Source organism: Pseudoclavibacter sp. Marseille-Q434 (genome assembly GCF_050315415.1).
GTDB lineage: Bacteria > Actinomycetota > Actinomycetes > Actinomycetales > Microbacteriaceae > Pseudoclavibacter.
Genome location: NZ_JBNPQH010000001.1, coordinates 1227654 through 1247933, shown reverse-complemented (window position 1 = coordinate 1247933; position 20280 = coordinate 1227654). Strand labels below are relative to the sequence as shown.

General features: G+C 70.9%; 21 protein-coding genes. 8 read left to right on the top strand and 13 right to left on the bottom strand.

Annotated features, from left to right (window positions below):
- Positions 1-32 precede the first annotated feature (32 nt).
- From ACQFZP_RS05990 to ACQFZP_RS05960, 7 genes are all read right to left on the bottom strand, one after another.
- On the bottom strand, positions 33-1079 hold the full coding sequence (locus ACQFZP_RS05990; protein ID WP_104311717.1) for a FecCD family ABC transporter permease: 1047 nt from the start codon (positions 1077-1079) through the stop codon (positions 33-35).
- Positions 1076-2113 (bottom strand): iron-siderophore ABC transporter substrate-binding protein, encoded by a 1038-nt coding sequence (locus ACQFZP_RS05985; RefSeq protein WP_211890612.1) that lies wholly within the window; start codon positions 2111-2113, stop codon positions 1076-1078. The genes ACQFZP_RS05990 and ACQFZP_RS05985 overlap by 4 nt, the downstream gene beginning before the upstream one ends.
- Positions 2114-2379: 266 nt before the next feature.
- Positions 2380-3180, bottom strand: a complete 801-nt coding sequence (locus ACQFZP_RS05980) for a helix-turn-helix domain-containing protein (RefSeq protein ID WP_307852758.1) — start codon at positions 3178-3180, stop codon at positions 2380-2382.
- A 67-nt stretch (positions 3181-3247) separates the two neighbouring features.
- Positions 3248-4075, bottom strand: a complete 828-nt coding sequence (locus ACQFZP_RS05975) for an NAD-dependent epimerase/dehydratase family protein (protein WP_211890611.1) — start codon at positions 4073-4075, stop codon at positions 3248-3250.
- Between the two features lie 116 nt (positions 4076-4191).
- Entirely contained in the window at positions 4192-4578 is a 387-nt protein-coding gene (locus tag ACQFZP_RS05970; RefSeq protein ID WP_104311719.1) for a DUF4342 domain-containing protein, read from the bottom strand.
- Positions 4579-4632: 54 nt separating this feature from the next.
- Entirely contained in the window at positions 4633-5052 is a 420-nt protein-coding gene (locus ACQFZP_RS05965) for a VOC family protein (RefSeq protein WP_211890610.1), read from the bottom strand.
- A gap of 123 nt (positions 5053-5175) precedes the next feature.
- Positions 5176-6537 (bottom strand): cryptochrome/photolyase family protein, encoded by a 1362-nt coding sequence (locus ACQFZP_RS05960; RefSeq protein WP_211890609.1) that lies wholly within the window; start codon positions 6535-6537, stop codon positions 5176-5178.
- 130 nt (positions 6538-6667) lie between these two features.
- Between ACQFZP_RS05960 and ACQFZP_RS05955 the strand changes: the two genes are divergently transcribed.
- Positions 6668-7417, top strand: a complete 750-nt coding sequence (locus ACQFZP_RS05955; protein WP_211890608.1) for an ABC transporter ATP-binding protein — start codon at positions 6668-6670, stop codon at positions 7415-7417.
- Positions 7414-8877, top strand: coding sequence for an ABC transporter permease (locus ACQFZP_RS05950; RefSeq protein WP_249312044.1), 1464 nt, complete (start codon positions 7414-7416; stop codon positions 8875-8877). Before ACQFZP_RS05955 ends, ACQFZP_RS05950 begins: the two co-directional genes overlap by 4 nt.
- 229 nt (positions 8878-9106) lie before the next feature.
- On the opposite strand, the gene ACQFZP_RS05945 is transcribed toward ACQFZP_RS05950, so the two are convergent.
- Positions 9107-10036, bottom strand: coding sequence for an aldo/keto reductase (locus ACQFZP_RS05945; protein ID WP_211890607.1), 930 nt, complete (start codon positions 10034-10036; stop codon positions 9107-9109).
- A gap of 194 nt (positions 10037-10230) precedes the next feature.
- Between ACQFZP_RS05945 and ACQFZP_RS05940 the strand changes: the two genes are divergently transcribed.
- The 3 genes from ACQFZP_RS05940 to ACQFZP_RS05930 are packed head-to-tail and all read left to right on the top strand — an operon-like array spanning position 10231 to position 11659.
- Positions 10231-10722: a DUF4395 domain-containing protein gene (locus tag ACQFZP_RS05940; RefSeq protein WP_211890606.1), complete on the top strand. Its 492-nt coding sequence runs from the start codon at positions 10231-10233 to the stop codon at positions 10720-10722.
- 11 nt (positions 10723-10733) lie between these two features.
- Positions 10734-11165, top strand: coding sequence for a thioredoxin family protein (locus tag ACQFZP_RS05935; protein WP_211890605.1), 432 nt, complete (start codon positions 10734-10736; stop codon positions 11163-11165).
- Positions 11166-11218: 53 nt separating this feature from the next.
- Positions 11219-11659 carry a thioredoxin family protein gene (locus ACQFZP_RS05930; protein WP_211890604.1) on the top strand — a complete coding sequence of 147 codons (441 nt, stop codon included), beginning with the start codon at positions 11219-11221 and terminating at the stop codon, positions 11657-11659.
- Positions 11660-11719: 60 nt separating this feature from the next.
- Here the strand turns inward: ACQFZP_RS05930 and ACQFZP_RS05925 are convergent, their stop codons facing one another.
- Positions 11720-12517, bottom strand: coding sequence for a GAP family protein (locus ACQFZP_RS05925; RefSeq protein WP_211890603.1), 798 nt, complete (start codon positions 12515-12517; stop codon positions 11720-11722).
- Between the two features lie 117 nt (positions 12518-12634).
- On the opposite strand from ACQFZP_RS05925, the gene ACQFZP_RS05920 reads away from it, so the two are divergent.
- The gene (locus ACQFZP_RS05920; protein ID WP_211890602.1) at positions 12635-13840 is read left to right on the top strand and encodes a sensor histidine kinase; all 1206 of its coding nucleotides are present in this window, start codon (positions 12635-12637) and stop codon (positions 13838-13840) included.
- A gap of 89 nt (positions 13841-13929) precedes the next feature.
- Positions 13930-14571, top strand: coding sequence for a response regulator transcription factor (locus ACQFZP_RS05915; protein WP_211890777.1), 642 nt, complete (start codon positions 13930-13932; stop codon positions 14569-14571).
- Between the two features lie 22 nt (positions 14572-14593).
- Here the strand turns inward: ACQFZP_RS05915 and ACQFZP_RS05910 are convergent, their stop codons facing one another.
- Positions 14594-15160, bottom strand: coding sequence for a dihydrofolate reductase family protein (locus ACQFZP_RS05910; protein WP_211890601.1), 567 nt, complete (start codon positions 15158-15160; stop codon positions 14594-14596).
- 172 nt (positions 15161-15332) lie between these two features.
- Between ACQFZP_RS05910 and ACQFZP_RS05905 the strand changes: the two genes are divergently transcribed.
- A complete protein-coding gene (locus ACQFZP_RS05905) occupies positions 15333-16328 on the top strand; it encodes a Gfo/Idh/MocA family protein (RefSeq protein ID WP_211890600.1) in 996 nt (331 codons plus the stop codon).
- 51 nt (positions 16329-16379) lie between these two features.
- Here ACQFZP_RS05905 and ACQFZP_RS05900 read toward each other — a convergent pair whose 3' ends face one another.
- The 3 genes from ACQFZP_RS05900 to ACQFZP_RS05890 all read right to left on the bottom strand — a co-directional run bounded on the left by ACQFZP_RS05900 (position 16380) and on the right by ACQFZP_RS05890 (position 20272).
- Positions 16380-16760 carry a VOC family protein gene (locus ACQFZP_RS05900; protein WP_211890599.1) on the bottom strand — a complete coding sequence of 127 codons (381 nt, stop codon included), beginning with the start codon at positions 16758-16760 and terminating at the stop codon, positions 16380-16382.
- 78 nt (positions 16761-16838) lie between these two features.
- Positions 16839-18626 carry an acetyl/propionyl/methylcrotonyl-CoA carboxylase subunit alpha gene (locus ACQFZP_RS05895; RefSeq protein WP_249312042.1) on the bottom strand — a complete coding sequence of 596 codons (1788 nt, stop codon included), beginning with the start codon at positions 18624-18626 and terminating at the stop codon, positions 16839-16841.
- The gene (locus tag ACQFZP_RS05890) at positions 18623-20272 is read right to left on the bottom strand and encodes a 5-oxoprolinase/urea amidolyase family protein (protein ID WP_211890598.1); all 1650 of its coding nucleotides are present in this window, start codon (positions 20270-20272) and stop codon (positions 18623-18625) included. The genes ACQFZP_RS05895 and ACQFZP_RS05890 overlap by 4 nt, the downstream gene beginning before the upstream one ends.
- Between the last annotated feature and the right edge of the window lie 8 nt (positions 20273-20280).

The following is a 20280-nucleotide window of genomic DNA, read 5'->3' as shown; positions in this document are numbered from 1 at the left end:
GGGAGAGCGCTGCCCGGATGCACGCGTTGCGGTCACAGGGCACGCACCTTCGAGCGGCGGACGATCCAGATGAAGATGGGGGCTCCGATGATGGCGGTGATAATGCCGACGTCGATCTCGGAGGGGCGCGTGAGGATGCGGCCGAGCACGTCGGCCCCCGTCAGCAGCGACGCGCCGACGACGGCGGAGAACGGCAGCACCCAGCGGTGGTCGACGCCGAACATGAGGCGGCAGGCGTGCGGCACGACGAGGCCGACGAACGCGATGGGTCCCGTGACGGCGGTGGCGGCACCGCAGAGGATGACGGCGCCGAGGGCCGCGGCACCTCGAGTGAGCGCGACCTTCTCGCCGAGGCCCGCCGCGAGGTCGTCGCCGAGCGCGAGCGAGTTGAGCCCCTTCGCGGAGAGGAGGCTGATGAGGAACCCGACGACGAGGAAGGGGAGCACCTGCGAGATGCTGTCCCAGGTTCCGCCGCCGACGCCGCCGATCTGCCACGACCTGGCGCTCTGGCTGATGTCGCCGCGGGGCAGGATGATGGCCGTCACGAACGAGGCGAGCGCCGCGGAGGTCGCCGCGCCCGCGAGTGCGAGCTTGAGCGGTGTCGCGCCGCCTCTGCCGAGCGAGCCGACCACGTAGACGAAGACGGCCGCGATGGCGGCGCCCGTGATGGCGACCCAGATGAAGCTGGACGCGGAGGTCAGACCGAAGTAGGCGATGCCGGTGACGACGGCGAGGGATGCTCCCATGTTGACGCCGAGGATGCCCGGGTCGGCGAGCGGGTTGCGCGTCACGCCCTGCATGACAGCGCCGGACACACCGAGTGCGGCGCCCACCGCGACGGCGAGGAAGGTACGCGGGATGCGTTTCGCGACCGCGGCCTCGTCGAAGCCGTCGGTCGAACCGCCGAGCGCGGCCACCGCATCCGCCCAGCTGACGTCGCGCGAGCCGATCATGACGGAGACGACGACAAGCGCCCCCAACGAGGCCAGCGCGAGGACGAACCACAGCGCCCGCAGCCGCCGGGGGCGTCGCACGGTGGCGACACCCCCGGCGGCTGCGGGAGGAGCGGTGAGGGTCACTGGACCTTGTCGGCTGCCTGCGAGAGGAGTGCGACGTAGTCGTCGAGGATCCAGGAGATGGAGAGCGGCGTGGGGTTCGCGGCCGTACCGAGGGGCTCGGTGCCCGGCAGGTTGACGATCGAGCCGTTCGCGACGGCGGGGATCTGCGAGAGGACCGGGTCGCCCTGGAGGGTCTGGACGAGCTCCTCGCCGCCGTAGGTGACGATGATCTCGACGTCGGCGAGCGTGTCGGTCTGCTCGGCACTGATGGTCTGCGAGAACTGGTCGGTGCTCGCGGAGGCATCGACGAGGCTCTGCGGGAAGGTCATGCCGAGGTCCTCGAAGAAGGCGCTGCGCGTGTCGTGCGTCGTGTAGAAGCTGACCTGGCTGAGGTCGGTCTCGTCCACGTGCGTGAGGAACATCGTCTTCTTGCCCTGGATGGACGGGTACTTCGCGGCCGTGGCCTCGATCTCGCCCTCGAGCTCGGTGATGAGCGCGTCACCCTCGGCCTGGAGGCCCATGCCCTGGCTGTTGAGGCGGATCATGTCGCGCCACGAGGTCGCCCAGGCCGTCTCCGGGTAGGCGACGACCGGCGCGATCTCGGAGAGCGTGTCGTAGTCCTCCTGCGTGAGGCCCGAGTAGGCGGCGAGGATGACGTCGGGGTTCGTGTCGGCGACGGCCTCGAAGTCGACGCCGTCGGTCTCGTCGAAGAGCACGGGCGTCTCGCCGCCGAGCTCGTCGAGCTTCTCGCTCACCCAGGGGAGGATGCCGTCGCCGTTGTCGTCGCCGAAGTCCGCGCGGGCCATGCCGACGGGGACGACGCCGAGCGCGAGGGGGACTTCCTGGTTCGCCCAGTTGACGGTCGCGATACGCTCCGGCTTCTCGGTGATCTCGGTCGTGCCGAGCGCGTGCTCGATGGTGATCGGCGTGAAGTCGCCGCTCGCCGAACCGGGCTCCGCGCCGGTGTCGGCGGCAGGGGAGGTCGAGCAGGCGGCGAGGCCTGCGGTGAGCAACGCGGTCGCAGCGAGCGCGACGAGCTTGGGGGCGCGGGGCATGGTGTCCTTTCGGGGGTGGACCTGAGGAGCTTCCCGCACAACGATCGCCGCCGCAGTACGGCAGCGACGGCGGACGGGTCGTCGAAGTCGGTGGCAGCCTCGACCCGAGAGCGGGTCCGGTTAGGCGTGCCTTACCAAAGCTAGGCGACGCGGGTCTGCTTTGCAATCGAGCCAAAACGACACGAATCTTCGCGAAACAGACACGATCCGGTGAGGCTGCCGCATGAAGGTGCGGGTGACTACCGTGCGCGTTTCGGCGCGCGACGTCACCGCACGCGGAACTGACCGGGGCTCGTCCCGGTCACCCGTCTGAACGCCGTCCCGAAGGAACTCGCCGAGCGGAACCCCACCGTCATCGCCACCTCGTCGATGCTGTCGCCGTCCGCGAGCAGCACGATCGCGCGTTGGATTCGGAACGCGGCCACCCAGCGACTGAAGCCGAGACCCGTCTCGGCTCGGAACTGACGGGTAATGGTGCGCGAGCTCACCCCGAGCCGCGCCGACCACGCTTCGAGCGTGCCGGCATCCCGCACATCCGCGCGGACCGCCTCGACGATGGGAGCCAAGAGCTCGGAGTCGGGGATGCGCAGGAGCAGCTCGTGCGGGGATGGGGCGAGCACGTCGAGCACCATCGCCTCGGTCGTCGCCCGCGAACTGCCCTGGAGGCTCGGCTCGGCCAGTCGGTCGAGGAGGAGGCGCAGCAGGTCGGTCACGTCGACGGCGACCGGGCCGTCTGCGATGGGGGCGGCGCTCTGCACGCTGAACATGGCGGTCCGGTACCAGGTGCCGGCTGGCGTCCAAGCCGTGTGGCGGACGCCAGCCGGGATCCAGAGGCCCACAGTCGGCGTGATCGTCCAGGTGCGGGAGCCGACCGTCAGTGAGGAAGCGCCCCGCGTGTTCCAGATGAGCTCGTGCGTCGGATGCGAATGCTCTTCCCAGAACGTGTTCCGACTGATGGCCTCGTCCATGCCGTCGATGACGTACGGCACGTCGATGGAGCCCGCCTCGAAGACGGGAAGACTGCGCCGGTCGACGTCGGGGACATCCACTGGCTTCAGGGGGAACACGGGGCAAGCCTACGGAGTCGACCTGCGGGTGCGGGTGCGGGCGCGTGTCCGGCCGTTCCTGGCGAGGTCAGGCACGCTCCGTCTTCAGCCAGTCGCCGTGCGATGGCACCCAGTCGTAGGCCGCCTTCGCGTACGCGCCAGTCGCGGCCTGGTCCTGCAGGAGCGCATCGGCGAAGGGTGCGCCCAGGCGCTCGCGGCTCGCATCCGGAGCCTCCTCCAGCACCTGGGTGCCAGGGCCAGCCGACTCGGCGATCTCCCGGACTGTGGGGTTCTCCCCGCTCGCACCGATGACGTAGCCGACGGCGGCGCCCTTCTCGAGGACGCGCACGTAGAGCTCAGCCAGATCGTCGACGTGCACCAGCGTCCACCGCTGGCCGCCGTCGCCGACCAGAGCTGTCGGAGCCGACCCGTTCCCGGCGAGGAGCTGCGTGACACCACCTTGCCCCCCGTAGACGACCGCGGGCGCGACGATGGCCGTGTTGACGTTGCTGTTGATGACCTGTCGGTCGAGAGGCACGCGCCACGACACGATCTCGGGCGGCTCAGGCTCGGACTCCTCAGTGATGGCCGGGTTGTTCCCGAACAGCCAGATGCCGCTCGTGTGCACGAACTGGGTGGGGGAGTGCACGAGCTCGTTGAGCACGATGGGCACGAAGACCGGGTCGACGTCTGGCGCCGACGCCGTGTGGATGACGCCCTCCGCCTGGCGGAGCAGCGGCGCCAGGGCGACGCGGTCGGTGAGGTCGACGACGACGGCCCGCGCGCCCGCCTCCCGCACGGCTGCCGCCTTCTCCTCGGTGCGCACCGCGGCGGTCACGGTGTGACCATTCGCGAGGAGCGCCCGAAGCACTGCAGAGCCGATATAACCGGTCGCCCCGGTGAGGAACACCTTCATGTGGTCGCCTTCCGTCGTGTCGAAGTGGACTGCGGGGTGCAACGACCCGGATGCCGTCGGCATTCCGGGTCGTCGCAGAGCCCGCGGTCGTGGTCTGTTCCCGAGGGCCCAGTGGGCTAGGACGTCGTCGGGCCCAGGTCGGGGTCGGTTGCCTGCGCCGTCGGTGCGGGCGCGACGGAGTCGGTCTTGGGGACACCATCGGCGCCCACGGGGCTCTCGTCCGCGTCAGACGCGGATCCGGGTTCACGTCGGTCGACGCCCACCGTCACCTGCGTCACGAGCGCCGCGATGGCGCCGACGGCGACCAGGACGGGGGCGAGCGCGGCCGCCACGACGGTGACCGCGAGGCCCGCGGTCAGCGGGATCTCGAGGAGGGTGGTGCCGTCGTCGTTCTTGATGAACACGCGACGCACGTTGCCCTCGTGGATGAGCTCCTTGACCTTGCCGAGCAGGTTCTCGCCGGAGACCTTGAACTCCTCGTAGCCGTTCTTCTTCTCAGTCATGTTCTGCGTCCTTCTTTCGGTTGTGGTGGGACTGCTGGGTTGCGTGGAGGCCGGTCAGCTGGGAGCGTCAGCGCCCTGCCCCTCCTGCCATTCGGCCATCTTCGAGTAGTCGGGCAGCTCCTGGATCGACCAGGTGTTGCCGTCCGGGTCCGCGAAGTACACGAAGCGCCCCCAGGGCTGGTCGTCGATGGGGCTGACCTCGACGCCGCGGCGCGTGAGATCGGCGTGCGCTTCCTCGATGGAGGTGACCACGCATTGGAGGGCGCGCAGCGAACCAGCCTGCATGTCGCTGATGCCGTTGCCGAAGGCGATGGAGCAGGCGGAGCCGGGTGGGGTGACCTGCACGAAGCGGATCTCGTCGCTCACCACCTGGTCGTTGTCGACCGGCCAGCCCAGCGTCTCGCCGTAGAAGGCTCGCGAGCGGTCGACGTCGGCGACCGGGAGGCCGACGAGTTCGATGCGGTACTCAACCATGGTGTTCCCCTTTTCGTGCATGAGTCCTGCGGCGCTCGAGTCCCCTGCGACTCGAACGTGCGGGCAATGTAGCACCGGCCACCGACAGTTCGGACAGTCACGGGCCTTGCGGCGGCATGAAGGTCACCGAACCTCCCGCCAAGCCGCGAGCGCAGCCTCGCGACCTTCCTTCAGGCCGACGATCGGTGCCGGATACTCGTCGGTTCCCGCCTCAGGCACCCAGCGCTGCACGTATGCCCCGTGCGGGTCGAATCGCTCGGCCTGGCGCTCCGGGTTGAAGACACGGAAGTACGGGGCGGCATCCACTCCGGAACCCGCGACCCACTGCCAGTTGAACGGGTTCGAAGCCTGGTCGGCGTCGACGAGCGTGTCCCAGAACCACTCCTCGCCGCGCCGCCAGTCGGTCAGCAGGTGCTTGGTGAGGAAAGAGGCGGTGACCATGCGGATGCGGTTGTGCATGCTGCCGGTGCGCCACAGCTCCCGCATGCCCGCATCCACGATGGGGATCCCGGTGGTGCCCCGCTGCCACGCCTCGAGCGCGTCGCGGTCGAGTTCCGGCCACGGGAAGTCTTCGTAGGACGCGCGCCAGGGGCGCGTGTGGAGTTCGGGGAAGCTGTAGAGCGTGTGCCAGGCGAACTCGCGCCAGAGGAGCTCGCGACGGAAGGTCGCGGCGCCTTCTCCGGTGCGCCCATCGAGGGCGTGCCAGGCCTGCGCGGAGGAGATCTCACCCCAGCGGAGGTGCGGGCTGAGCCGGCTCGTGCCCACGAGGTCCGGTCGGTCGCGGTCCGCTTTGTAGTCGGTGACGACCCCGTCGAGGAACTCCTCGAGCCGGTCGTGAGCGCCCCGCTCTCCGGGCGTCCACTCCTCCCGAAGTCCCTCGGCCCAGTCTGGCCTCGTCGGCAGCAGCTGCCAGGAGTCGAGCGCGTCGGAGTCGAGCGAGGTCGCCTTCGAGCCGCGGGGGAGCGCGTCCGGTGCCGGCAGGGGCAACCGCGGGGGCTCATGGTCGAAGCGGCTCTGGCAGGCGTTGGCGAAGGGCGTGTACACGCGGTACGCCTCACCCTGCCCGGTCTGGATCTGCCACGGCTCCGTGAGGAGCGAGCCGGGGAGGCTGTGGGCCTCGGCACCGCCATCGATGAGGCCCTGCTTGATGCGTGCGTCGATGTCGCGCTCGGCCCCGCCGTAGCGGCGGTTCCAGACGACGAGCCCCGCGCCAGCCTCTTCGGCGACGCTCGGCACGATCTCCTCCGCGCGCCCGCGCCGCAGCACCAGCGAGCCGCCGATCTCGTCCAGGCTCGCGCGCAGGGCATCGAGGCTGTGGTGCAACCACCACTTCGCTGCCCCTCCGAGCGCACGCACGCCGGGGGACTCCTCATCCAGCACGAACAGCGCGATGACGGGCCCGCCGCGTTCGAGCGCGACGTGCAGCGCCGGGTGGTCGTGGAGGCGCAGGTCGTCACGGAACCAGACGAGCGTAGGGGAGGCCATGCGCCAAGGCTATTGCTCGAACCTCGGCCGGAGGCTGGACGCGAGGCGCGGCAGTGTCATCCCAGAGGACCATGCGCGGGCGACCAGGGGCGGACGCGGCCGAGCGGGGCGCATCCGTAGCGTCGTGGACATGAACACCACACCCTCCCTTGTCGCGAGCGTCGTCGACGTTCGAAAGATCTACGGCACCCACGGCAGCGTCGCGGCCCTCGATGGCGTCAGCCTGGGCATCCGAAGCGGCGAGTTCACGGCGATCATGGGCCCGAGCGGCTCCGGCAAGTCGACGCTCATGCATGTCATGGCGGGGCTCGACGGTGCCACCTCCGGCCGCGTGTTCCTCGGCGACACCGAGATCACGGGCATGAACGACGCCGAGCTGACCGTGCTCCGGCGCCGAGCGGTGGGCTTCATCTTCCAGGCCTTCAACCTCGTGCCCACGCTGGATGTGCGCGGCAACATCATGCTGCCGTTCGACCTCGACGGCCGGTCCGTCTCCCGCGACGAGGAGCAGTGGATCACGCACCTCATCCAGACCCTCGGCCTCTCCCAGCGCCTCGCCCACCGGCCCTACGAGCTCTCGGGCGGGCAGCAGCAGCGCGTCGCCATCGCGCGAGCCCTCGCGACACGGCCCAAGCTGATCTTCGCCGACGAGCCGACGGGAAACCTCGACTCCAAGACGGGCCGCGAGGTGCTCTCGCTGCTCTCGACCGCGAGCAGTCAGTACGGCCAGTCGATCGCGATGGTGACCCACGACCCGATCGCCGCGAGCCACGCCGACCGCGTCGTGTTCCTCGCCGACGGCAAGGTCGTCGCCGACCGGACCCGCACGAGTGCCGCCGAGATCTCCAACCTCATGCTCTCCATGGAGACTGCAGCATGAGCGCCGCCGGAACCGCGACCGCCACGAGCAGTGCGGGGACCAGGAGCGCCGGCAAGCCGCGCCGCGCCCCGGAGTCGCAGCAGAACAGCGGCGGCGCGGCAGTTGTGCTGGTGTCTGCCCTCTCGGCCGCCTTCGGCACGGTGCTCATCATGATCGTCGCCGACCTCGCCGCCTACTTCGACGCGATGGGCCTCAGCGAGATCGGCCAGCTCGCCACGGTGCTCGGCACCGTCGCGGCCCTGTTCTTCACGATCGCCCTCTTCGTGGGCGCCGTCGTCACCTCCAATTCGGTCGCGACCGTCATCGCCGGGCGCACGAAGGAGATCGCGCTGCTGCGCCTCATCGGAGCCTCAGGGAAGTCGCTCCGAGCCCGCACCGTCCGCGAGGGACTCGTGCAGGGAGCATCCGGCGCGCTCGCGGGAGCAGTCCTCGGCGTCGGGCTGACCGCCCTCGGTGCGCAGCTCGCGATCATGAACGGGGCACTCGAGCCGTTCACGTTCCCTATCGTGCATCCCGCGGTGCTCGCCCCCGTCATCGCGGTGACCGCCGCGACGATCATCGCGTCCTGGGTCGGTTCGCGCCGGGTCCTCTCGGTGTCCCCGATCGCGGCGACCTCGTCCACGGCCGAGCCGACCATGCAGGAGCTGCGGGCGGGGCGCGGGCGCAGCATCACGGCCGTCATCCTCATCGCACTGGGCGTCGCCATGCTCGTCGGCGGTGTCTACCTGGGCCTCTCCAGCCCGACCGGTGTGCTCATGAGCGTCGTCGGCGGCATGCTGTCGTTCGTCGGTGTCGTCATCGGATCGCCCGTCATCCTCCCGCCCCTCATGAGCCTCGCCGGGAGGGCCCTCGGGCGCGGCCCCGTGACGCGGCTCGCGGCTGCCAACGCCGTGCGCAACCCGGCACGCAGCAGCCGGGCGGTGATCGGCCTCGTCATCGGCATCACGCTCGTCACGATGTTCGCCGTCGCCACGGAGACGTTCCGCACCATCACCCTCGAATTCGGGCAGATGGAGCCCGAGATGTACGCCGCGTTCGAGCAGGTCATCGACGTCACGACGGCCATCATGAGCGTGCTCCTGGGCTTCTCGGTGCTGCTCGCCGCGGTCGGCATGGTCAACACGCTGTCGTTGAGCGTCATGCAGCGCAGGCGCGAGCTCGGCCTGCTGCGGGCCCTCGGGTTCACGGCGGGGCAGGTGCGGCGGATGATCGTGACCGAGGCCGTCGCCATGATCGCGTCGTCAGCGCTGTTCGGCCTGCTGCTCGGCGTCTTCTACGGGTGGGTGGGCGCGCAGGCCACCTTCGGATCAATGGTGGGGCGCATCATGCTGCCGAGCATCCCGTGGGTGACGGTCGCCGCCGTGTTGCTCGTGACGTTGCTCATCACCGTCGCGGCGTCGCTGCTGCCCGCCCGCCGTGCGACACGCGTCTCCCCGGTCGCGGCCCTCGCCGTCGACTGACGGCCTGCGCTCCGGCCTACGCTCGCGGTCCGCGCTCCGGTCTACGCTCGCGGTCCGCGCTCCGGTCTACGCTCGCGGTCCGCGCTCCGGTCCCGCGCGCACCTCGCTCCCGCATCTCAGAGTTGTGGCCCGTTGCTGTTCCCGAACTCGGGAACAGCAACGGGCCACAACTCTGCGAGGCGTCAGCGGCGCCAGGTGGCCAGCGGCGGCCTCGCGCCGGCAGCGCTGGCTACGGCAGCGTGTGGCCGGCCGCCGTGAAGATGCGGTAGTACTCCTCGCGCGTGAGATGCACGTCCGAGCCAGCCGCCGACTCTGCGACGCGCGACGGGGTCGTCGTGCCGAGCACCACCTGGATGTTCGCGGGGTGGCGGGTGATCCAGGCCGTCGCGATGCCCGTCGGCGTGACCCCATACTTCTCGGCGAGCGCGTCAAGGACGTCGTTGAGATCGGCGAAGTTCTCGCGGTCGCCGATGAAGACGCCGTCGAAGAACGCCTTCTGGAATGGCGACCAGGCCTGCAGGGTGATGCCGTTCAGGCGCGCGTAGTCGAGCATGCCGTTGTCTCGGTCGATGGACTGGTCGAGGCCCACCATGTTGGCGGCGATGCCCGACGCGATGATCGGGGCGTGCGTGACGCTCAGCTGCACCTGGTTGATGATGAGCGGCTGCGCGACGACCGACTTCAGCAGGTCGACCTGGCCCGGCGTGTGGTTGGAGACACCGAAGTGGCGGACCTTGCCGCGGTTGTGGAGCTCGCTGAAGGCCGTGGCGACCTCGTCTGGCTCGACGAGCGTGTCGGGGCGGTGGAGGAGGAGCACGTCGAGGTACTCCGTGCCGAGGGCCTCCAGCGACTCGTCGACGGTGCGCATGATGTGCTCGGCCGAGAAGTCGAAGTAGCCCTCGCGGATGCCGACCTTCGACTGGATGAGCACGTTCTCGCGCTCGGCGGGGGAGAAGCGGATGGCCTCGCCGAAGCGGCGCTCGCAGGCGTGGCGTTCCCCGCCGTAGATGTCGGCGTGGTCGATGACGTTGACGCCGGCGTCGAGGGCCGTGCCGACCAGGGTGCGCAGCTGCTCGTCGTCGAGGTCCATGATGCGCATCTGGCCGAGCACGATGCTGGATGCACGCACGTCGGTCTGCGGGAGTGTGAAGGTCTTCATGCTGGCATCATCTCAACTCCGCTGCCGAGGAACCTGGCTGCATCGAGGACTTCGGGCGTCGCGGAGCGTCACAGTCGTTCCCCCGCTCGCCGCACACGCCTAGCCTTTCGGCACGGCATCCGCCGTCGAGAGGAGCGCACCCTTCCGGGGCGTTCCAGGAGCATCCTCCAGAAGCCACCCCACGACGGAGCATCATGTCGGCACAGACTCGAATCGACCCCCGGGGGCCGCGCTTCGGCGCGGCCATCTCGGCGCTGCTCCTTCTCGTGACGGTGTATCTCGGCCTCGTGGCACCGGCCGGGGCCTCGTTCCCCGACCGGGTCGTGCAGCCAGGGTTCCTCCTCCTGGTCGCGCTGTCGGCGCTGTTCGCGTGGGGTGCGTTTGCGGGCATCCAGCGCCACCCGTACGGCCGCTTCTTCGCCCGCTTCATCCGGCCGCGTCTCGCCCCTCCGGTCGAGGCGGAGGACGCGGCCCCGCCGACGTTCGCGCAGGGGGTCGGCTTCGCGGTCACGCTGGTCGGCGTCGTCCTGCACCTCCTCGGGGTGCCGCTCGCCGTGCCGGTCGCCGCGGGGGCCGCGTTCATCGCGGCGTTCCTGAACGCCGTCTTCGGCTACTGCCTCGGCTGCCAGCTGTACGTGCTGCTCTTGCGCGGCGGGATCATCCGCCGCCGGGCTGCGCAGGGCTGAGCCGCACCAGCATGGACGCCACCACCGCTGCGCTGCTCGTCGGTGCGCTCGTCGTGATCGCCACCGTGGTCGGAGTGGCGATGCAGCGCACGAGCGGGCGCCTGAAGCGCGCAGCTCAGCAGCTCGACGGTGCCCCGGACCTGGACCTGCTCGCCGACGGGCCGCCGCAGGGGAAGCGCGCAACGCTCATCCTCTTCTCCACCGCGTTCTGCGCCAGATGCCCCGCGACCAAGCGGATGCTCGAGGACCTCGCGGCCCAGACGCCCGGCGTGGTCGTCGCCGAAGTCGACCTCACCGATCGTCAGGACCTCGCGCGCAGCTACGACGTGAGGCAGACGCCCACGGTTCTGGTGCTCGACGACGCGGGCACGCGGGTCGCTCGCATCGGCGGGCCGCCGAGGCGAGCCGAGCTGCAGGCGCAGCTCCAGCAGCTGAGCGCCTGATCCCGGCGCCACAGACCTCACCGTTCGACCCCCGGATATGCGAGGCTGTCCGCGTGGACGCATCAGTGGTGTTGCTCGTGATCTTGGCACTCGTGCTCATCGTGGCCGTGGTCGGCTGGGTCGCGAGGCGCGGTGTGAGCCGTTTCGACGGCGAGGGGGAGCCGGAGCCCGAGCAGTCGGAGATCGACCTCGAACTGCTGCCAGAGGGCGTGCTGCCGGGTCGCCGCGCGACCATCGTGCTCTTCACCGCCCCGGACAGTCCCGAATGCGCCGTCACGAGGTGGATGCTGCAGGACGTCGCCGCCACCTCGGCGGGGGTCGTGCTCGCCGAGGTGGACACGAGTATCCGCCCGGAGCTCGTGCTGCCGTACGACATCGTCGTCACTCCCACGGTGCTGCTGCTCGACGCCGACGGCAACCGCGCCGGCCGCTTCGACGGGGCGCCGCTGCGCGAGTCGGTGGAGGCGCAGCTCATCGAGCTCAGCGTGCGCTGACCGGGCGGCTGCCTCCGCTGTCCCAGAGCTGCGCGGGCCTCGCGTGGCGCTCGACGCCGATCAGGAGTTGAAGGGCCAGAACTCGAAGCCCGCGGAATGCGAGAGCGCGTCGCGGAGCAGCAGGAAGCCGACGATGCCGATGATCCAGGCCGTGTTCTCGGCGGCGTTCCGGCTCAGCCAGTCCGAGAGACGACGGAGGCGGGGTTCGACGGTGCGGCGTGCCGCGACCCGTCCGAGCAGGAGCAGCAGCGCCGGGACGATCATGACGACGCAGTACGCGGCGAGCAGCGGAGCTGATCCGGCGACGCCGAGCCCCGAGTTCGTGAGTAGGCCCACGGCCGCGAGATAGGGGATCATCGTCGCGAGCTCGACGAGACCCGCGGCCAGGGCGAGCACGATGACGGTCGCCGGGGAGCCACCGCCGAGCGCCCGCTCGCGCCAGCGACCGAGGCGACCGGGAGCGGCCGGTGCCGGTTCGGACTGCGGGTTCCGGCGTGCGGGGGGAACGCCGCTTCCGGCCGGGGCGACCTCAGCGGTCGAGAGCTGCGGGTCCTTCTTCTTCGTCGGCATGAGGATGGCGACGGCGAGCAGGACCGCCCCGAGGACCAGCTGCACGGCGTAGGCCGCGGGCGTCTCGAGCACCGCGGCGGCACTGTCCAGCAGCACGGACGCGCCAGCCGTGAGGGCGAGACCGACGAGGAAGTAGAAGCCGGCGATCGTGCCCAGGTAGGTGAGCATGCGCCCGAGGCGGATGCGGCCGGGCGCGAGCAGGAAGAAGATCGGGATGAGCAGCGTGCCCGCACTCAGGCTGTCGACGAGCGCGAGTCCGAGGAGCGAGAGCAGCAGTTCTGTGGTCATGGGGCAAGCCTCAGGCGCGTGAGCGCGGGCCCGCGTCCGCCAAAGGGCGTCGACACGGCCGCCGGGCTACATCCTTCGGCGGACACCTTGCTTGCGTCTGTGTGCTGGGATGGTCGCATGACGGAACCCGGTGGGACGCTCGCGGCAGCGAAGACGCGCATCCGGGACCTCGACGAGGACACGACGTCGACCGTCGTCGTCGTGACCATCGCCGTCGTGCTGGCGCTCTTCGACTCCGCTGAGCAGCTCGGTCCGACGCTCGTGGCGATCGCGATCGGCGCGGCAGCGCTCACGCAGAAGCGAAGGTTCCCGGTGGCCGTGCTCACCGTCTGCGTCGCACTGGCCGCGCTGACGCTCGTCGTCGGCGGCGCGCTCGGCGTGATCGTGCTGGTCCTCGACGCGCTGTATGTCGTGGGGAGGTTCGCTTCGAGGCGTGCGCTCCGGGTCGTGGAGTGGGTCGTCGTCGCGGCCGTGCTGACAGCGTTCGTCGCGCCCCTGCTGCTCGGGGCGACACTCCGGGAAGCGGTCTTCTTCTGCCTGCAGGCCCTCGCCATCTTCTGCACCCCGCTGTGGTGGGCGGGCTCGGTGCGCCAGAGCGCGGAGCTGGCTCGTGTGCAGGAGGCGCGCGCCGACGACGCCGAGCGCCTGCTCGTGCTGGAACGCGAAGAAGCGGTGCGCGCTGAACGAGAGCGCATGGCCCGCGACCTCCACGACGTCGTCGCTGCGAACCTCTCGGCGATCGCGATCACCTCCGAGGCGGCGCTCGCGGGGCCAGCGGTCGCTCCCCGGGAGGCCGGCGCCCTCCAAGCCATCCGCGCCTCCGCCCTCGAGGGACTCGACGAGATGCGGTCGATGATCCTCATCCTGCGTCACGGTGAGAGCGACAGCCAGGAGCTGGCCGCACCACCGCGGCTCGCTCAGGTGGCCCAGATCGTCGCGGACACGCGCGCGGTCGACGTGACGGTCGTCGGCGAGGTGCCGAGCGCATCCGCCGCCTCCGAGCAAGCGCTCGCGCGGGTCGTGGCGGAGGCTCTCGCGAACAGCGAGCGCCATTCTCCCGGGGCCGACGTCGAGGTGCGCTTCGAGGAGGACACCGAGTCGATCTCCGTGCTCGTCACGTCCGTGGGCGGCACGCCCGTCGACGGCGCCCCGGGCACCGGGAACGGGCTCGGGCTGATCCGCGAGCGAGCCGAGCGTCTCGGCGGGCGCCTCGAGGCGGGGCCCATCGCGGACGGTGGAGGGTGGCGCGTCAGCGCGCGAGTGCCGCGGACCGGGGGAGGCGCGGAGCGCGGAGCCGGTCGCCGAACCGAGAGGGCATCGTGAACGGAGCCGATCAAGCAGGCGAGGCGGACCAGGCCCACCTGAGAGGCAAGGCAACCGGGGCGGTCGGTGCTGCCCGGCCACGAGTGCGCGTGCTCATCGCCGACGATCACGCCGCGATCAGGGCGGGGCTGCGGCTCCTGCTGGAGGCACACGACATCGAGGTCGTGGGTGAGGCCGCTGACGGTGCGGCGGCGATCGGCAACGCGCGGGCGCTTCGACCGGACGTCGTGCTCATGGACGTTCGCATGCCCGGTACGGACGGCATCGCGGCCACACGGGCGATCATCGCCGAGTCGCTCTCGCAGGTGCTCGTGCTGACGACGTTCGACCTCGACGAGTACGTCTTCGGCGCGGTTCGCGCGGGTGCGGCCGGGTTCCTGCTCAAGTCAACGACCGGGCCCGCCCTGCAGGCGGCGGTGCAGGCAGTGGCGAGGGGGGACGGCGCGCTCTCGCCTGAGGTGACGCGCCGCCTCCTCGACCGCTTCGCCGAGACACGAGAGGAAGCGCCCACGGCAACGCCGGCGGTGCCCGGCATCGAGCAGCTCACGGCACGGGAGCGGGAGGTGCTCACCGCCCTCGGCGAGGGGCTCTCGAACGTGGGCATCGGCCAGCGGATGCACATCAGCGGGTCGACCGCGAAGACCCACGTCTCCCGGGTGCTCGCGAAGCTCGGGGTCACCTCGCGCATGGAGGCCGCGGTGCTCGCGAGGCGCGCGGGACTCGCGGACTGATGCGTCCCCGCATCCGCCTGCCCTAGCGGATGACGTCGAAGACCTGCTTCTGGATGCCGTTCGAGTAGACCTCGTGCTCGACGAGCTTGAGGTGCTGGGTGGCCTTGTCGGTCTCGCTGAAGAGCCGCTTGCCTGCACCGAGGAGCAGCGGGAAGACGAGCAGGTTGTAGCGGTCGACGAGTCCGGCGTCGGCGAGCGCCTGGCCGAGCTCGGCGCTTCCGTGCACGATGATCGGGTCGCCGTCGCCGTCCTTGAGGGCGGCGACGTCGTCGATGGAGCGCAGGACAGTGGCGGGCCACCGCGGGTCGTCGGTCTCGAGCGTCGTCGAGACGACGTAGCGGGGCATGGTGTTGTACTTCGGGAACTCCTCGGTCATGCCGGGCCAGACCGGCGCGAAGGCCTCGTAGCTCGTGCGGCCGAGAAGCAGCGCGCCGGCTTCGAGCTGCTCGGTGCCCTTGATCGTGTAGGCGGCCGGATCGAACTCGATGTCCTGCCAGGTCCACCCTGAGTTGCGGTAGCCCTCTTCACCTCCGGGGGCCTCCATAACCCCGTCGGCAGAGACGAAGGCGGTGACGATGAGCTGGCGCATGGGGTTCTCCTGACGGCGTGCGGTTGATTCGCTCCCCGCGAACCGTAGGAAATGCTAGATCACTTGCGGCTAGGTCGGAGGCCAGCAGGAGAGCGTCACGCACGACTCTCGCGGCTGGCATCGCGGCTCAAGCTGTGGCGGATTCGTCAGTCGCGTCGCTAGAGTTTTTCCCGTGACGACACAACGCGTTCGATGGGGAGTTCTCGGGGCAGGCAACATCGCGGAGACCTTCGTGTCCGACCTGCTGGCCCAGGGGCTCGAGGTCGCGGCTGTCGGATCGCGGGATGCGTCGAAGGCGGCCGAGTTCGCCGCCGAGTTCTCCATCCCCGCCTCCCACAGCAGCTACGAGGACCTCGTCGCCGACCCGCACGTGGATGTGGTCTACATCGCGACGCCGCAGACACGGCATGCCGAGCAGGCGCTGCTCGCAATCGAAGCAGGCAAGCACGTGCTCGTCGAGAAGTCCTTCACGAGCACCGCCGCCGAGGCGGAGCGCGTCGTCGCGGCCGCCCGCGCCAAGGGCGTCTTCGCGATGGAGGCCATGTGGACCCGCTTCCTGCCGACGGCGGACGCGATCGGCGACGTGCTGGAGCGCGGGGCGATCGGTGAGCTCGTGAGCTTCACGAGCTCGCACTTCCAGAACCTCGACGTGTCTCCGACGAGCCGGCACGGCGACCCCTCGCTCGGCGGCGGGGTGATGGCCGATCTCGGCGTGTACGGCATCTCGATGGCCTCACAGCTGCTCGGGCCCGCCACGACGATCCTCGTCGACGGCGAGGCGTCCGAGCTCGGTGTCGACCTCTCCGCTTCCGTGCTGATGCGGCACGGCGCAGGCCGCAGCTCGGCGACGCTCACGCGCATGGACGCGCCGGGCTCGAACCGTGCAGCCATCGTCGGGTCCGACGGGTGGATTGACATCGATGCCGTCTTCTACGCGTCGACCTCGTTCACGGTCTACGACGGCGGCAGGCCGCAGCGTGAGCTGCTGCGCTTCGACAAGCCCCAGCACGTCGGCCGGGGCATGCAGTTCCAGGCGCTCGAGGTCGAGCGCTGCCTGCACGCCGGAGAACTCGAGAGCCCGCGCATGCCGCTCGACGAATCGGTCGCCATCATGGCGGTGCTCGACGAGGTGCGAGCCAGCATCGCCGCGCAGGCGGCAGCTGTGTAGCGAGCTCGCGCGGGCTGGACCAAGACCCGCCGGAGGCTCGACCGGAACGCGCTAGGAGCTCGACCAGACGCCGAGCTCGTTGCCCGCCGGGTCGGTGAAGTGGAAGCGCCGGCCGCCCGGGAACTCGTACGGTCCGCTGACGATCTCCCCACCCGCCGAACGCACCTGGGTGATGCTCGCCTCGAGGTCGTCGGAGTAGAGGAGCACCAGGGCACCTCCCGGAGTGACCTGCGGGTCGAGGCGGAAGCCGCCCACCTCGTCGGTCTCCTCGCCACCCGGTCGACGGATGCCCACGTAGTTGGGGCCGGGGCCGTAGTCGTTGAAGGTCCACCCGAAGGCGTCGCCGTAGAACTGCTTGGCCACGGCGAGGTCGGTGACGCCGAACTCGAGGTAGTCGATCGAATGGTGGGCGCGGGCAGCTGGTTCTGTCATGCGAACCAGTCTGCCCGCACCCACCGACAATCGGCTCCGGGTGGCACCTAGCCAGCGCGGGGCGCGGCGGCTCGGAGCTCAGCTCGCCTGAGCGACCTCCGCGAGCACCTCACCGGCCGCGATTGGGCTGCCCGCCTCGGCCCGGTGGCGCAGGGTGCCGGCGGCCTTCACCTGCACGGGCGTCTCCATCTTCATGGCCTCGACCACGGCCACCGCGGTGCCCGCCTCGACCTCTGCACCGTCATCGACGAGCCAGCGCAGGAGCGTGCCCGCCATGGGGGCCGCGACCGACGAGCCGGACCCGCTGCCAGCATCCGCTGCCCCTGCAGAAGACGCCGAACCTGCCGCGCCGGCGGGCGAAACTCCGGCAGCCGAGCCGCCCGCGGCGAAGAGCGTCGCGGGGAGCCGCATGGCGACGCGTCGCCCGTCGAGCTCGATCCAGGTCGACACGACCGACGGGTCCGTCGGCTGGACCGAGAGCGACTGCTCCGGGAGGCGCTCGGCGAAGGTCGTCTCGATCCATTGCGTGTGCACGCCGAAGCCCGGCTCACCGTCGGGGCCTTCGCCGCCGATGAAATCTGGGTCGTCGAGCACCGCGCGGTGGAAGGGCAGCACGGTCGGCACGCCCTCGACCTCGAACTCGGCCAGCGCGCGGCGAGCGCGGCGGAGCGCCTCCTCACGGGTGGCCCCGGTGACGATGAGCTTCGCGAGCATCGAGTCGAACTGCCCGGAGACCACGGAGCCGGTCTCGACGCCGGTGTCGATGCGCACGCCTGGACCCGACGGCGCGCGGAACAGCGAGATGGTGCCCGGCCCTGGCAGGAAGCCGCGCGCCGGGTCCTCGGCGTTGATGCGGAACTCGAACGCGTGCCCGCGGGGCTCGAACTCGGCCGCCTCGAGCGCGAGCCCGTCGGCGATGCGCAGCTGCTGCACCACGAGGTCGACGCCCGCGGTCTCCTCGGTCACGGGGTGCTCGACCTGCAGGCGCGTGTTGACCTCGAGGAAGGAGATGATGCCGTTCGCGTCGAGGAGGAACTCGACCGTGCCGGCGCTGCGGTAGCCGGCCTCGGCGCAGATGTCACGGGCTGCGGTGTGGATGCGCTCCCGCTGCTCGGGGGTCAGGAACGGCGCGGGGGCCTCCTCGACGAGCTTCTGGTTGCGGCGCTGCAGCGAGCAGTCGCGCGTGCCGACGACCACCACGTTGCCGTGCTCGTCGGCGATCACCTGCGCTTCGATGTGGCGAGGCGACTCGAGGAACTGCTCGACGAAGCACTCGCCGCGACCGAACGCGGCGACGGCCTCGCGACCTGCTGCCGCGAAGAGCTCCTCGACCTCGTCGAGTCGGCGCGCGACGCGGAGGCCGCGGCCGCCACCGCCGAACGCGGCCTTGATCGCGATGGGGAGGCCGTGCTCCTCGGCGAAGGCGCTCGCCTCCGCGGGGGAGCCGACGGGGCCGCTCGTGCCGGCGACGAGAGGCGCACCGACGCGCTCGGCCAGGCGGCGGGCAGAGATCTTGTCGCCGAGGAGCTCGATGGCCGCTGGCGGCGGCCCGATCCACACGAGGCCAGCGGATTCGACGGCCCGCGCGAAGTCGGCGTTCTCGGAGAGGAAGCCGTAGCCGGGGTGCACGGCGTCGGCGCCCGTCGCCTTGGCTGCGGCGAGGAGCTTGTCGGCGTCGAGGTAGGTCTCCTTCGACGTCTCGCCCTCGAGCGGCACGGCCTCGTCGGCGAGGCGCACGTGCAGGGCGTCGGCGTCGGAGTCGGAGTAGACGGCGACGGAGACGACCCCGTAGTCGGCGCAGGCGCGGGCGACGCGCCCTGCGATCTCACCGCGGTTCGCGATGAGGACCTTGCTGATGCGGGTCATCGGAGTTCTCCTGGGGTCTGGGTGAGTGGGGTCTGGGTGCGTGGCTGGTGGATGCGCGGTTCGACGATGCGGAATCGCACGGTGGCGCCGACGGGCAGCTGGCCAGCGAGGGGCAGGTCGTCGGTGATGACGGCGCCGAGCACGGGGTAGCCGCCCGTGAGGGGATGGTCGGCGAGGAAGAGCACGGGCTGCCCGCTGGGCGGCATCTGCAGGGCCCCGCTGACGCAGCCCTCGCTCGGCAGCTCTCCGCCCTTCGCGCGAGTGAGGGCGTCGCCCTCGAGGCGCACGCCGACGCGGTTCGACTGCGGCGTCACCTGCCACTCCTGGCTCGTGAAGCGGGTGATCTCCTCGGCGGAGAACCAGTCGTCGCGCGGTCCGAGCACGATGCGCAGCTCGACGCTGTCGCCGCCCGCGGCAGGCAGGTCCCGCTGCGCCGCGTCGGCGACGGAGATCGCCGGGGCGAGGGGCGCCGCGGGCTCGCGGACGCCAAGGACGTCGCCCGCGGTGAGTGCGTCGGGGCCGAGCCCCGCGAGGAGATCGGTCGCGAGGCTCTCGAGCACGGGCGGTGCGTCGAATCCGCCGCGCACCGCGAGGTAGCTGCGGACGCCGAACGTGGGGGAGCCGAGCTGCAGCTCGTCGCCGTCGTCGAGGGCGAAGGCCGCGCCGAACGGCACGGTGCGAGGGAGGACGCCGTTCACGGTCAGCTCGACCTCGGCGCCGGCGACGGCCACCACCTGCGGGCCGTGTGCCCGCAGGCGCAGGCCGCCGTAGGCGATCTCCAGGGTGGGGCCGCCCGGGCTGTTGCCGACGAGGCGGTTCGCGTGCCGGTGGGCGGGCGCGTCCAGTGCCCCGGAGGCCGAGACGCCCATGCTGGCGTAGCCGTCGCGCCCGAGGTCCTGGAACAGCGTCTGCAGGCCGGGGGAGACCACCTCGAGGGCTGAGGCACGGTCATCGTCGCCCGCGGGGTGCGCGGGTTCGGCCTCTCGAGGCGCCTCGGCGTGGACAGCGCTCACGGTCGCGCGCGGCCGCTCGGTCGCGGCGTCGACGCTGAACGTGACGATGTCGCCCGGCGCCATGAAGGCGGCAGGGTCGCGGTCGAGATCCCACATGGGGACCTCCGTGGTGCCGATGAGCTGCCAGCCGCCGGGGCTCTCGCGGGGGTAGACGCCGCTGTAGGTGCCGGCGAGGGCGACCGAGCCTGCGGGGATGCGGGTGCGCGGGGTCGACCGGCGTGGCACGTCGAGCACGGGGTCGTCGCCCGTCAGGTAGGCGAAGCCGGGCGCGAAGCCCACGAACCCGACCGTGAAGGTCGAGTTCGTGTGGCGGCGCACGACTTCGTCGGCGGAGATGCCGAGGAGGTCGGCGACCTCCGCGAGGTCCTCACCGTCGTATCGCGTCGGGATCTCGAGACGCCGCGGTTCTCCCGCACGCACGCCGCTGAGGTCGGCCGCCCGGGCGGCGGCTTCGATCTCGTCGGCGGTGACCCGTGCAGGCCGGAACGGGACGAGCAGGGTGCGGGCACCCGGCACCATCTCGCCGACGCCGGGGATGCGCAGGGCGGTCATGGCGTCGAAGAGCGCGATCGTCTCGTCGAGGCTGTCGCACTCGATGAGGACCGCGTCGTCGCGGGCGGTGAGGACTCTCATGGGGTGGG

Bases quoted from the DNA above. Each gene is read 5' to 3' on its own strand.
- ACQFZP_RS05985 (WP_211890612.1), bottom strand. From the start codon at position 2,113: ATGCCCCGCGCCCCCAAGCTCGTCGCGCTCGCTGCGACCGCGTTGCTC.
- ACQFZP_RS05975 (WP_211890611.1), bottom strand. From the start codon at position 4,075: ATGAAGGTGTTCCTCACCGGGGCGACCGGTTATATCGGCTCTGCAGTG.
- ACQFZP_RS05970 (WP_104311719.1), bottom strand. From the start codon at position 4,578: ATGACTGAGAAGAAGAACGGCTACGAGGAGTTCAAGGTCTCCGGCGAG.
- ACQFZP_RS05965 (WP_211890610.1), bottom strand. From the start codon at position 5,052: ATGGTTGAGTACCGCATCGAACTCGTCGGCCTCCCGGTCGCCGACGTC.
- ACQFZP_RS05960 (WP_211890609.1), bottom strand. From the start codon at position 6,537: ATGGCCTCCCCTACGCTCGTCTGGTTCCGTGACGACCTGCGCCTCCAC.
- ACQFZP_RS05955 (WP_211890608.1), top strand. From the start codon at position 6,668: ATGAACACCACACCCTCCCTTGTCGCGAGCGTCGTCGACGTTCGAAAG.
- ACQFZP_RS05950 (WP_249312044.1), top strand. From the start codon at position 7,414: ATGAGCGCCGCCGGAACCGCGACCGCCACGAGCAGTGCGGGGACCAGG.
- ACQFZP_RS05945 (WP_211890607.1), bottom strand. From the start codon at position 10,036: ATGAAGACCTTCACACTCCCGCAGACCGACGTGCGTGCATCCAGCATC.
- ACQFZP_RS05940 (WP_211890606.1), top strand. From the start codon at position 10,231: ATGTCGGCACAGACTCGAATCGACCCCCGGGGGCCGCGCTTCGGCGCG.
- ACQFZP_RS05935 (WP_211890605.1), top strand. From the start codon at position 10,734: ATGGACGCCACCACCGCTGCGCTGCTCGTCGGTGCGCTCGTCGTGATC.
- ACQFZP_RS05925 (WP_211890603.1), bottom strand. From the start codon at position 12,517: ATGACCACAGAACTGCTGCTCTCGCTCCTCGGACTCGCGCTCGTCGAC.
- ACQFZP_RS05920 (WP_211890602.1), top strand. From the start codon at position 12,635: ATGACGGAACCCGGTGGGACGCTCGCGGCAGCGAAGACGCGCATCCGG.
- ACQFZP_RS05910 (WP_211890601.1), bottom strand. From the start codon at position 15,160: ATGCGCCAGCTCATCGTCACCGCCTTCGTCTCTGCCGACGGGGTTATG.
- ACQFZP_RS05900 (WP_211890599.1), bottom strand. From the start codon at position 16,760: ATGACAGAACCAGCTGCCCGCGCCCACCATTCGATCGACTACCTCGAG.
- ACQFZP_RS05895 (WP_249312042.1), bottom strand. From the start codon at position 18,626: ATGACCCGCATCAGCAAGGTCCTCATCGCGAACCGCGGTGAGATCGCA.
- ACQFZP_RS05890 (WP_211890598.1), bottom strand. From the start codon at position 20,272: ATGAGAGTCCTCACCGCCCGCGACGACGCGGTCCTCATCGAGTGCGAC.